General features: G+C 38.2%; 11 protein-coding genes. 6 read left to right on the plus strand and 5 right to left on the minus strand.

The annotated features are described in order from the left end of the window. Positions 1 to 272: 272 nt before the first annotated feature. The 5 genes from B3H30_RS17800 to B3H30_RS17820 all read right to left on the minus strand — a co-directional run bounded on the left by B3H30_RS17800 (position 273) and on the right by B3H30_RS17820 (position 8,508). Positions 273 to 4,019, minus strand: a complete 3,747-nt coding sequence (locus B3H30_RS17800) for a HAMP domain-containing sensor histidine kinase (RefSeq protein ID WP_083295801.1) — start codon at positions 4,017 to 4,019, stop codon at positions 273 to 275. Positions 4,020 to 4,189: 170 nt separating this feature from the next. Then, positions 4,190 to 4,963, minus strand: a complete 774-nt coding sequence (locus B3H30_RS17805; RefSeq protein ID WP_175441957.1) for a succinate dehydrogenase/fumarate reductase iron-sulfur subunit — start codon at positions 4,961 to 4,963, stop codon at positions 4,190 to 4,192. A 14-nt stretch (positions 4,964 to 4,977) separates the two neighbouring features. Then, positions 4,978 to 6,912, minus strand: a complete 1,935-nt coding sequence (locus tag B3H30_RS17810) for a fumarate reductase/succinate dehydrogenase flavoprotein subunit (RefSeq protein ID WP_070561950.1) — start codon at positions 6,910 to 6,912, stop codon at positions 4,978 to 4,980. A 57-nt stretch (positions 6,913 to 6,969) separates the two neighbouring features. Next, the gene (locus B3H30_RS17815; RefSeq protein ID WP_070561952.1) at positions 6,970 to 7,740 is read right to left on the minus strand and encodes a succinate dehydrogenase cytochrome b subunit; all 771 of its coding nucleotides are present in this window, start codon (positions 7,738 to 7,740) and stop codon (positions 6,970 to 6,972) included. A 171-nt stretch (positions 7,741 to 7,911) separates the two neighbouring features. Continuing rightward, entirely contained in the window at positions 7,912 to 8,508 is a 597-nt protein-coding gene (locus B3H30_RS17820; RefSeq protein WP_046674910.1) for a porin family protein, read from the minus strand. A gap of 87 nt (positions 8,509 to 8,595) precedes the next feature. Here B3H30_RS17820 and B3H30_RS17825 point away from each other — a divergent pair, with 87 nt between their 5' ends. From B3H30_RS17825 to pruA, 6 genes are all read left to right on the plus strand, one after another. Further along, positions 8,596 to 8,805, plus strand: a complete 210-nt coding sequence (locus tag B3H30_RS17825; RefSeq protein ID WP_112373906.1) for a hypothetical protein — start codon at positions 8,596 to 8,598, stop codon at positions 8,803 to 8,805. Then, a complete protein-coding gene (locus B3H30_RS17830; RefSeq protein WP_112373905.1) occupies positions 8,802 to 9,143 on the plus strand; it encodes a tRNA-binding protein in 342 nt (113 codons plus the stop codon). The genes B3H30_RS17825 and B3H30_RS17830 overlap by 4 nt, the downstream gene beginning before the upstream one ends. Before the next feature lie 9 nt (positions 9,144 to 9,152). After that, positions 9,153 to 9,620 (plus strand): nucleoside deaminase, encoded by a 468-nt coding sequence (locus B3H30_RS17835; protein WP_286754821.1) that lies wholly within the window; start codon positions 9,153 to 9,155, stop codon positions 9,618 to 9,620. Positions 9,621 to 9,721: 101 nt separating this feature from the next. Next, positions 9,722 to 10,330 carry a superoxide dismutase gene (locus B3H30_RS17840; RefSeq protein ID WP_070561962.1) on the plus strand — a complete coding sequence of 203 codons (609 nt, stop codon included), beginning with the start codon at positions 9,722 to 9,724 and terminating at the stop codon, positions 10,328 to 10,330. 150 nt (positions 10,331 to 10,480) lie between these two features. Further along, positions 10,481 to 11,128 carry a peptide-methionine (S)-S-oxide reductase MsrA gene (gene msrA, locus B3H30_RS17845; RefSeq protein ID WP_070561964.1) on the plus strand — a complete coding sequence of 216 codons (648 nt, stop codon included), beginning with the start codon at positions 10,481 to 10,483 and terminating at the stop codon, positions 11,126 to 11,128. Positions 11,129 to 11,296: 168 nt separating this feature from the next. Next, positions 11,297 to 12,934 (plus strand): L-glutamate gamma-semialdehyde dehydrogenase, encoded by a 1,638-nt coding sequence (gene pruA / locus B3H30_RS17850; protein WP_286834748.1) that lies wholly within the window; start codon positions 11,297 to 11,299, stop codon positions 12,932 to 12,934. Positions 12,935 to 12,988 lie beyond the last annotated feature (54 nt).

Consider the following 12,988-nt stretch of genomic DNA (forward strand, 5'->3'; position numbering starts at 1 on the left):
TTTTGAGACAGCCTCTTTTTTGTTTAATAGTACGCTGTTTGTGTTAGGCTGATCCTTGGAACGTCGTAAGAATAGGACTATTCCCATTTATCGTTCAGTTTTATGTAATCAATGTTTGAGATATAAGGAGCCTAACTGAACGCCCTAGTTTTATTTACATTACTTGAATGTGGTAGCCTCTTATTTATGTACTTGGAACGGCTCATCTTATTATTTAGATGCTTTGGGTGCAGTATCCTATCCGCTTTCTTGGATGTCTGATTACAGTTGATTTAAGATTCTATCTGTTGCAAAGGAAGCAGTATATGAAACGTTGTACCTTCGCCTTCTACAGTCTCAAAATAGATTTGCCCGTTACAGGCTTCAATTGTCTTTTTGACAAGAACTAGTCCTAAACCGTTTCCGGAACTCTTTGTCGTGAAATTAATCTGGAAAATTTTATCCTGCATCTCTTTGGGAATCCCATAACCGTTGTCTTTGATATCTATCTTGACAAATTTGTCTGAGTAGCGTTCAATGGAAATCTCGATCTTCATGTTTTTTCGTCCATAACCGCCCTCAATCGCATTTTTTATCAAATTATTGAAGGTTCTTAATAGCTCATTACCATCTGCTTTAACGATAAGGGTTCTGTGATCCGCATTGTTAATGAGACGAATACTTACATTTGGTGTATTGTTGTACAAGGAAATGGACTTTGTTACTTTCTCTACAATATTGATGTTTTCCATTACCGTATTTGGGAATTTTGCAAAATGTGAAAATTCTGAGGCAATATGCGTCAATGCATCGATTTGTTCGATGAATGAAGTGGAGAATTTATTGAAGCGATCCGGAAATTTAGGGTCCTCGTCTTTGTAAGATCTACGGAGTTGCTGAATGCCTAATTTCATTGGTGTCAACGGATTTTTGATTTCATGGGCAATCTGTTGAGCCATCTCACGCCAAGTTGATTCTCGCTCGGTATCTTTGATCTTATTAGCATAGTCCTCCAGCTTTATGATCATAAGATTATATTCTTTGATCAATGTACCTATTTCATCATTTCGTTGCCAAAACAGAGGCTCGTTGGGCTGCCCCAGGCGTAGTTGTGAAATCTTCTTACTGATGATGCTCAATGGATTGGTGACACTGTTGGCCACAAACGTCGCATAAAATCCAAAGCCTATAATAATCAGCGAATAAATGTTCACTATGGTATTTAAAAGAAGATTCTTATTGATATTTTCTTCCTTCTGAAGTGAGAAGTTTGGTATACCTATATAAGCCAGTGTATTATAGTTTTTATCCCTGATGGTGGCGTAGCTGGTCTCAAATTGGAAAGTGCCAATACGCTCATCTTCAATTGTCTCCGATTTTTTTAAGATGGAAAGATTTTTCAGTGCAGCCGGATTAATGAAAGTAGAGAAAAGCTCCAGATCGTAGATTCTACGCTGCGAACTGTAAAGTAACCTGCCTGATTTGGAATAAAGATTGAAGTCTTTGGAAATTGTTTCGGATAATGTCTTGAGAATACTAATCAGCTGCGTTTCGGTGGATGTTTCATCTGTGTAGGTCAACATATTTTCCATCCGTTTACCCAGCTCGATAATAAAGCGCTCTTTACTTGCTTTATTGTTATTATAAAGCTGCTTGTTGATACTTATATATGAAATTACCGCTGAAATAAGAATAGCCAGAATTACCGATGAGATGATGGAAGTCTGAATACGTGTAGAGTACTGTATTTTATTTACTATTTTGTAGAACTGATACTTTAAATTACGGAAAGTTAGCTTGGTATTTTTAAGAAAGATATAGAGTGATTTTATGAAATGGAAAAGCATGAAAATCATAAAAAATACCAAGAACAGAAATGAAGTCGTCGCTAGATAATCCCAAAAAGAAGGTTTTTGTTTACTGATAACGTATGTAGAGAATTTATTGGCAACATAAGCCATATGTAGGTATGCATCTCGGTCGAGTACTTGAATATATTCCCCTGGAACACCTTTCAGCCCCCTCAAATTGTTCTCGTAAGTATATTTCCCAAACTGTGTTATTAAGGAGCCGCCTTTATAGAGGGCTATCGAATAATCTCCTTTATTATAATATTGCGAATTGTTAATCCGCATATCGGTAAGGATTTCGGGATAGGGAACCGTATAGCTAAAATCTTTATTGGAAAGATTGACGATAACATTGACAATTCTATTTTGGTCAATGGTGACAGGGATGATGGAGAAGTATTCATGCGTACCTAATTCCGCACTGGAACGGTAAAAGTTCTGCGTGACTTTTATCGACTTGTTGATTACTTTTTCTCGATATTCATTGATCTTATTCTGACTGGCTGGATTGAGCGGAATATTATTCTGATCATAATAATATGCTTTGAACTCATATTTGGAAAGATAGCCACTAAAGTACTTTTTCTTGATGAAATCGTTGATCCCCTCAGTATTGGTATAGGGGAGACTGATATTAAATAGGTGTTTTAATTCTTGATCGTTTGCTAGGCTACTTTCAATATCGGAGAACAATGAAACAGCATTGACATCATCTTCTGATTGTAGGTTACTCAATAAGATCTTCATGTCAATTAAGTTCCGTTCCTGATAGAAACGAGCGTGCGTGATTGCACTTATGATTGCCCAAAGTATCAGTACGGCGATATAATTTGTTAATATATGTCGGTCGAAATACTTCTCGCCAAATGATTTAATCAGGATGATCAGTGCAAGTAACAAATTGACCAGGCTATTTTTCTCAATATAAAAGGAAATGATCAGGATGACAAAAATGACACATGCCAGTTGAATATTGAGTAGCTGCGTCGGTTTTAACTCTAATTTTTTAAGAAAAAATAGGACAAGATCAATGTAGATGCTCAAGGCCAAAATACCCATGCCAACAATGCCTAAATCTACCCAACTTAGGAAATGTAAATCGACAAGTTTTGTGAAATCAAAATAGATGTTGTTGGAGTGCGTAATCAGGGTACCAGCGATGTCATACAATAGACCGAACGACAGGTATATACTTAGAATAAATCCGATTGCGATAGGAATTCTGAAGAGTCGGATGTTCTTTATCTTGTCGAAATTGAGCTCTTTGCGAATTGAATAGATAAATAGAATCAACCATAACACCAATATGGTGGTGGACATCACGGACCATATATTGGGGAAGAAGCGATTGTAAGCGTAATTGCGCGAATCGAAAATTGAAAATGTCGCGTTTTCGGACAGCAGATTCCATTTAAGATCGGCAAATTTGACGAGGCTAAATACCGATAATAGCAGTAATGCAGACCACCAGGCCCTTCCTGTCTTGGCCATATGTAGGCAGAGACTATTGAAGAAGATCAGTAATGCGATCCAGGCAAGTAGCCAACAGAAGAATTGCAAAATCGTATAGGCATTTTCATGCTCTCCGTCTTTTAGCTTAACAGAGAATAGATAAGACCCTTCATTGCTATAGATATTTTTAATGGTGACAGTGTCTGTATAGGAGGCAATGTCGATATTTCGAGAGTCGAAGAAGTTCCTCCGCAATGAGCTATTTAAATAGGGGTTGTTGTTATTTGTATAGCCTTTTACAATAATATAGGCGAGTATACTGATATTGCCAATTGTTTTTTTTCGAACAACGTAAGAACGGTTATCATCCTGAATAAAATTGGATTTTTCCGGAAATCCCTGATCTGTAATTGGCACAAATAAATGCGTGCTCCACATCTTCGGTTCATGGTCCTTAAAGAGAAATAAATAAACCTTCTCATTGGTTTTGAACTTTTCAAATGCCTGATAAACTGCTATTGGGTACTGATCGTAGTTTTTAAATGTTTTGAGCAGGAGTGAATCATTAAAAATTCGGTCGACTTTTTTCTCTTGTTGAGCGATATAATCATTGAGTGATTTTGTATCAATGTCCAGTATTTCCTTATTGGTAACAGATTCTTTAATGGTGATAGCTGTTCCTATAAAGCATAAAGTCAAGATAAGTAGGAGTAATCGAATTTTTATACCAGAATTCACGTTCGTCAATTTACATTATTGTAAATATAAAAAAAAGTCCTTGCTTTCTTAGGGCAAGGACTTTTATATTATTTTCTGAATAGCCTATTTTAATTGGCTAGAAAGAATCTTCAATCGGTTTCTTAAGCTTTGTTAACGCTATCGAAAACACGAAGGATTTTAATTGCTTATTAAGCGTGCGGTTCTTCTTGTCTGAAGATTTTAGCAGTCAAGTACTCACGGTTTAAGCGAGCAATGTTTGTTAATTTGATTCCTACAGGACATTCTGCTTCGCAAGCACCTGTATTGGTACAGTTACCGAAACCTTCAGCATCCATTTGATCTACCATTGCCTGTGCACGTTCGTAACGCTCAGTTTGGCCTTGAGGTAATAAGGCAAATTGAGATACTTTTGCAGACACAAATAACATTGCAGAAGCATTTTTACATGCTGCAACACAAGCACCACAACCGATACATGTAGCCGATTCAAATGCTTCGTCAGCGATACGTTTAGGAATCGGAATAACATTGGCATCAGGAACACCACCTGTATTAACATTTACATATCCACCAGCTTGTTGAATGCGGTCAAAAGCCGTACGGTCTGTTGCAAGGTCTTTCAATACAGGGAATGCAGCAGCTCTCCAAGGTTCAATCACGATAGTCTGTCCATCGTGGAAGCTACGCATATGCAATTGACATGTTGTTGTACCTTCTTTAGGACCGTGAGGGCGACCGTTGATGACTAATGAACACATCCCGCAGATACCTTCACGACAGTCGTGATCGAAATATATAGGATCTTCTCCTTTACGAGTCAATTCTTCATTGACAATATCAAGCATCTCTAAGAAAGACATATCATCAGCGATATCGTTTGCCTGATAAGTTACAAATTGACCTTTATCTTTATCATTTTTTTGACGCCAAACTTTCAGCGTTAAATTCATATGTTGTGCCATGATAATTTTCCTTCTTATTTATAACTTCTTTGTGTTAACTGAACGTTCTCGAATACCAAGTCTTCCTTGTGTAATTCCTCAGGTACATTGTCTCCTTTGTATTCCCAAGCAGATACATAGGCGAATTCATCATCGTTACGTTTTGCTTCACCTTCTTCAGTTTGGCTTTCTAAACGGAAGTGACCACCACAAGACTCCGCGCGTTGCAATGCATCGACTACCATTAACTCACCTAATTCTAAGAAGTCAGCTACGCGACCAGCTTTTTCTAAAGAAAGATTTAATTCTTCATTCTCTCCAAGGACTCTAACGTTTGTCCAGAATTCTTTTTTCAACTCTTGGATCAAACCTTGTGCTTTTTGTAAGCCTTCAGCAGTACGAGCCATACCACAGTATTCCCACATGATGAGACCTAGTTTTTTGTGGATATCATCAACCGTTTCAGTACCGTTTAAAGACAACAATTTGTTGATTTTGTCTTCAACTTCCTTACGTGTAGATTCGAATGCCGGATGGTTGTGATCTACTGGTGCGAATGAACCTAATTTAGCTAAGTAATCACCCACAGTGTAAGGAATTACGAAATAACCATCGGCAAGACCTTGCATCAATGCCGAAGCACCTAAGCGGTTTGCGCCGTGGTCAGAGAAGTTACACTCACCCAATGCATACAAACCTGGGATTGTAGTCATCAAGTTGTAATCAACCCATACGCCACCCATTGTATAGTGAACAGCTGGATAGATACGCATTGGTTGTTTGTAAGGGTTCTCGTCCGTGATTTGGTAGTACATGTCAAATAAGTTACCATATTTAGCACGTACAGCATCTTCGCCTAGACGACCGATAGCTTCTTTAAAATCCAAGAATACCGCAAAACCAGTTTTACCAACACCACGACCATCATCAACAGCTTCTTTTGCATTACGAGATGCCACGTCACGTGGTACCAAGTTACCGAATGAAGGATATTTACGCTCCAAGAAATAATCTCTGTCGTCTTCTTTGATGTCATTGGCTTTGATCTCACCTTTACGCAATCTTTCAGCCATTTCTTGAGTTTTAGGAACCCATACACGGCCGTCATTACGTAGAGACTCTGACATCAATGTCAATTTAGATTGGTGATCACCTGTTACCGGGATACAAGTTGGGTGAATTTGCGTATAACAAGGGTTTGCAAAGTAAGCACCACGTTTGTGCGCTCTCCAAGCTGCTGTAACGTTACATCCCATTGCATTTGTCGACAAGAAGAATACGTTACCGTAACCACCAGTACACATCAATACTGCATGTGCAGCATGCGTTTCGATTTTACCTGAAACCAAGTCACGAGTGACGATACCTTTAGCATGACCATCGATCATAACTAAGTCTAACATCTCATGACGCGTATACGATTTTACTTTCCCTTTTTTGATTTGACGGTTTAACGCTGAATAAGCGCCCAACAACAATTGTTGTCCCGTTTGACCACGTGCATAGAACGTACGGCTAACTTGCGCACCACCGAAAGAACGGTTGTCTAATAGACCTCCGTATTCACGCGCAAAAGGAACACCTTGAGCAACACATTGGTCAATGATGTTGACAGATACCTCAGCCAAACGGTAAACGTTTGCCTCACGTGAGCGGTAGTCACCACCTTTGATTGTATCGTAGAATAAACGGAAAACAGAGTCACCGTCATTTTGGTAGCTCTTTGCTGCATTGATACCACCTTGTGCTGCAATAGAGTGCGCACGACGAGGTGAATCTTGATAACAGAATGTAATTACATTATATCCTAATTCAGCTAAAGACGCTGCTGCAGATGCACCAGCAAGACCTGTACCAACAACAATAACGGTAAATTTACGTTTGTTAGCAGGGTTAACCAACTTAAGATTAAATTTATGATTTGACCACTTTTGGGCTAATGGGCCCGCTGGTACTTTTGAATCTAACATATCTCTTAATTTTATATTAATGAATAGAGCTGCTGCTCTATCTTAAAAGATTCTGAATTATTTAAAGAAGAAAAACAATGGCATTAATACAAAGCCAATTGGGATTAAAACTCCAAATACCCAAACACCTATTACTCTGATGATTCCAATATATCTTCTGTGGTTAAAACCTAAAGTTTGGAATGCAGATTGGAAACCATGAATTAAGTGGAATGCCAATGCTGCCATCGCAATAACATACAATGCGACCAATGCAATATTTTGGAATGCAAAGTCAACTTGCTTGTACAAATCTCTCGCTTTTAAGATTTGAACATTGTTTTCTACCGTTTCTTGGTAGTCGTGGAATTCAGAAGCTTGAAGTTCTCTCACTGTGGTTTGTCCAGTTGCCAAATCAGTACGGTATTCGATGTACGGCACTTCATCATTGTGAAACTTCCACCAAAAATTAGACATGTGCGTAGCTAAGAATACTAAAATGACAGTACCTAAGATACCCATGTTGCGTGAATTCCACTTGCTGTTTGCTTGACCATCATATTTGGCATAACCAATAGGACGAGCGGCCTTGTTTTTCATCGACAATGTAATAGCGTAGATGACGTGAACAATGACCGAAGCATACAATAAGTAAGAAACAACTTTGATTGGTGTAAAGTGAGTCATAAAATAGGCGTACTTGTTGAACGCTAGACCCGCATCATCTTTAAATAATTGCAAGTTACCAACCAAGTGAACAACTAGGAATAAACATAGGAAGATTCCTGTTAAGCTCATGATTAGCTTCTTCCCAATCGAAGAACTGAAAACTGGCTTTGATTTACTCATTATCCTTGTAATTTAATTTGAATTAGGCAAATCTACTATTTGCTATTAAATATGATACCATTTTGACAAGAAAAAGCAATAATTTAGAACGGTTCTAAAGTTTATACAATTAAAAAGTCCGTTTTGAATAAAAACGGACTTTTCAATTGCATATAAACAAGGTTGGACGAACTATAGAATACTGAATAATCTATAGCCTAACCCGATACTCCACATATTGATTTTTGGATTTGCCTGACTCTCGTTATTGACTTTGTTTAAGCCCATTTCGTATCTAACATCGACACGTAAACTTGAAATGTCAGCTCCTACGCCAAATGCCCAAGCTGTACCACTTTTTTTGTAGTTATTGGGATTCAATTGGTCGATGACTTTATCTTGCTTATCATCTACTTTAAACGAAAATATTGGGCCAGTTTGAATTCTCGCGCCAATCGGCCCTAAGCCAAAACGTTTGCCCAATAATACTGGAACATCAACTGTTGTAAATTTAACATCTGTAGATTCCCCATTTTCAGCTTTCACTGTTGTGTTTTTACCTGTTAAGTACACCTCAGGTTGAATATGGAATCCCAAAACACCAACACGTCCATAAAGACCAGCTTGGTAGCCTGCTTTAGTGTCGGAATTGAAATATTTGCCATCGCTTTTAAGTTTGGAGAAGTTCAAACCTCCTTTTACACCCACCTCAAAACCCGGCAAAAGCTGCGCCTGTGCCGTTGCTACGCTACCACAAATCAAAAGTAATGCTGGTAAAATCTTTTTCATAATCTTTTATTTATGTATATATTGTATCTTTAAACAAACTTTTACAGTTCAGTAAAGATATACAAATTTTATAGCTAAATCTGAGTTATGCTGAAAATTAACGAAGAACAGTGGCAAGTAGCCAAAGAAAAACTCCGTCGCAAGTACAACCACTTAAGTGATGAAGATTTAGCTTTTAAAGCTGGAGAGGAGGATAAACTGATTGATCGATTGTCTTCTCGTTTGGGCCGTAAACCTTCCTATGTTTTATTTACGATAGGTAAAGAGATCCAGGATATTAGTAGCAACCGATTATGAGTGATGCCATTAGTTGGACCGATTTTGAGAAAGTGGATTTACGGGTAGGAACTATTTTAGAAGTAAAGGACTTTCCGAAAGCTAAAAAGCCAGCCTATCAATTGAAACTTGATTTTGGAGATGAAATTGGTATTTTACAAAGTAGTGCCCAGATTACAGTACACTATAACAAAGAAGAGTTGATTGGAAAGCAAGTGGTCGCAGTTGTGAACTTTCCCAAAAAGCAGATCGCTAATTTCTTTTCGGAGTGTCTCGTGACCGGATTTGCCGACGAAAATGGCGATATTATTTTGACATCCGTCGACAAAAAATTACCAAATGGATCTAAACTTAGTTAAGTTTGTACCATGACATTTATAGATTTTGAAGGAACACAACTCATCGATAGTGACGAGTCGTTCATGCGTATGGCATTGAACGAAGCTAAGGTTGCATACGAAGAGGGGGAGGTACCTATTGGAGCAGTTATTGTTCATCGAGGACGTGTTATAGGAAAAGGTCATAATTTGACGCAGCGATTGAATGATGTGACAGCTCATGCTGAGATGCAGGCTTTTACAGCAGCTGCTAATTACCTTGGAGGCAAATACCTGGATGAATGTACATTATACGTTACCATAGAACCTTGTATTATGTGTGCCGGAGCGGCCTATTGGACACATATTGGTAAAATAGTCTATGGCGCCAAAGATGAAAAGCGTGGCTATTCTCATTTTCACGATAAAATATTACATCCCAAAACAGTCATTACACATGGTATTTTGCAGGAAGAATGTGCTGATTTGGTAAAATCATTTTTTCGTCAAAAACGGTAAGGAAATAATGGATTTATTGTAACACATAAAAACATAACCGTGTATATTGTGTTATATTTGTATGTATAAACGAAGTAATAAACATTTAAATTAAAATAGATATGGCATTTGAATTAGAAGCGTTACCATACGCAGCCGACGCATTGGAACCACATATTGACAAAACTACAATGGAAATCCACCATGACAGACACCATCAGGCATATGTGGATAACTTAAATAAAGCAATCGCAGGTACAGACGCTGAGAACTTATCGTTATTGGATATCATTAAAAATGTAAGTAAATATTCTGCAGCAGTACGTAACAACGGTGGTGGTCATTACAATCACTCTTTGTTTTGGAAAGTTTTAGGCCCAAATGCTGGTGGAGCTCCAACAGGTGAATTAGCCGAAGCAATCAATGCAACATTTGGTTCATTTGATGAGTTGAAAAAGCAACTTCAAGCAGCTGGTGCAACTCGTTTTGGTTCAGGATGGGCGTGGTTAATCGTTGGTGCTGATGGTAAATTAGCCGTAACTTCTACACCAAACCAAGACAATCCTTTGATGGATGTTGCTGAAGTAAAAGGAAATCCTATTTTAGGTATCGATGTTTGGGAGCACGCTTATTACTTGAAATTCCAAAATAAGCGTCCGGCGTATTTAGAAGAAATTTTTAATGTTATCAATTGGGATGCCGTAGCACAAAACTATGCTGCAGCAAAATAATTGAACATTTGATAGAACCATAGAAAAGCGACAATACTAATTTATTGTCGCTTTTCTATTTTATAAACAAAACCTCAGTTGTATTTGTTTATAAGACCATAGTAGAACACTACAGTATAATAGTTAACTCCACGATCATACCCGCTACTGATGAAAAATATTTTAATGCTATTAGCAGCACTTTTTATTTTAGGCTCCTGCCAGGGACAGCAGGCAAAAAAAACTGATTTCTCGAAGTTACCGGCAAAAAATACGGCAAGTTTGGATACAGCGACATTTGCGGCAGGTTGTTTTTGGTGTACTGAGGCACAATTCAAAGAGTTAAAGGGGGTTGTACATGTTGTTTCAGGATATACTGGCGGATGGGTAGCAAATCCAAGTTATACGCAGGTTTGTACAGGGAGCACAGGGCATGCGGAAGCAACCAATATTATTTTTGATCCAAAAGTGATCAGCTACGACAAACTATTGGAGGCCTTCTTTGTCGCACATGATCCAACAGAGCTCAATCGCCAGGGGAATGATATCGGCACCCAATATCGCTCGGCTATTTTTGTGCACGATAAAGAGCAGCTTGACAAGACGCAGTATTATCTTTCGGCGTTAGAAAAAGAGCATGTTTTCAATAAACCTATTGTAACCGAAGTAGTTCCGGCAACAGTCTTTTATCCTGCAGAAGACTATCATCAAGATTATTATAGATTAAATGGGAAAGAACCATACTGCCAATTGGTGATTAAACCGAAATTGGAAAAATTTAAACGTATCTTTTCCAAGGTGCTCAAAGAGGGACAGTAACTTTGGGTATTCATAAAATTTGAGGTAATTTTACTTCTATTAACGCTATTTAGTATCATGCTAACAAGTTGAAACCATGGTTTCTTATGCAAATAATGGAACGAACAAACTTGATAGCTTCATGATTCATTGATAGCATTTTTTGGATGAATAATTAATAATTGTAATATGTCTAAAGGATTTTTTACAGTTCCTGTTCCTACCAATGAACCGGTGTATACTTACGCTGTCGGAACGAAAGAACGTAAATTGTTGAAAGCAGCAATTGATGAGGCACGTTCGAAACAAATCGATATCCCAATGTATATTGGTGGTAAAGAAATCACTACTTCTAAAAAAGTAAACCTAGCTCCTCCACATGACCACCAACATATTTTAGGTCAATACAATCAAGGCGATAAATCTCACGTAACAGATGCAATCAATGCTGCTTTGGCGGCAAAAAAGGATTGGGAAAATCTTACTTGGGAGGATCGTGCTGCAATCTTTTTAAAAGCTGCTGAATTAATTTCGGGAAAATACCGTTATGAGTTGAATGCTGCTACAATGTTGGGGCAATCGAAGAACCCCTATCAGGCAGAAATTGATTCGGCATGTGAGATTGTGGATTTCTTGCGTTTCAATGTACAGTACATGAGTGAAATCTATAAGCAACAACCTCCTATATCAGGTAAAGGTGTTTGGAACCGTGTAGAACAACGTCCTCTTGAAGGTTTTGTATTTGCATTGACTCCATTTAATTTTACAGCTATTGCGGGTAATTTACCGTCGTGTGTTGCAATGATGGGTAATGTTGTTGTATGGAAACCATCCAATACCCAAATCTATTCAGCAAATGTATTGATGAAAATTTTCCGTGAAGCTGGTCTTCCGGATGGTGTAATCAACTTGGTGTATGTTTCAGGTCCTGATGCAGGTGATGTGATTTTCCAACACCCAGATTTCGCAGGTATCCATTTCACTGGCTCAACAGGAGTATTCCAAGACATTTGGAAAACGATCGGTAACAATATCCACCGTTATAAAACATATCCACGTATTGTTGGTGAGACTGGTGGTAAGGATTTTATCGTTGTACACCCTTCGGCTGATTTGAAGGTTGCGAATACAGCTTTAGTTCGTGGTGCTTTTGAATACCAAGGCCAGAAATGTTCTGCTGCCTCACGTGCATATATTCCTAAATCATTGTGGCCAGCATTGAAGGAATCTATGACGAATGACGTAAAATCTTTTACAATCGGCGGAACAGAGGAATTCACGAACTTTTTCAATGCTGTCATTGATGAGAAGTCGTTTGATAAATTAGCGAAGTATATCGACAGAGCTAAAGAATCTAATGAAGCAGAAATTGTAGTTGGTGGTACATACGATAAATCTAAAGGATATTTCATCCATCCAACAATCATTGAGGCTTCAAAACCAGATTACGAAACCATGGTTGAGGAATTGTTCGGACCTGTGCTGACGGTATATGTTTACGAGGATGCTAAGTTTGAAGAAACGTTAGCTATTGTTGATACAACATCTATTTATGCCTTGACAGGATCAATCATTGCGCAAGATCGTTATGCCATTAATTTAGCAACAGATAAATTGAGACATGCTGCGGGTAACTTCTATGTGAATGATAAGTGTACAGGTGCTGTCGTAGGTCAACAACCGTTTGGTGGTGCTAGAGGTTCGGGTACAAACGACAAAGCAGGATCAATGATCAATTTGCTTCGTTGGGTATCTCCTCGTACAATTAAAGAGACGTTTAATCCAGATACAGATTATAGATATCCTTTCTTGGAAAAGGGAGAATAAAGAAGCTAGCATAACAGCTTTGTTAAAATAGAAAAAGGCGCTTATAAAGCGCCT

This window comes from Sphingobacterium sp. UBA7038, from assembly GCF_002494055.1.
Taxonomy (GTDB): domain Bacteria; phylum Bacteroidota; class Bacteroidia; order Sphingobacteriales; family Sphingobacteriaceae; genus Sphingobacterium; species Sphingobacterium multivorum.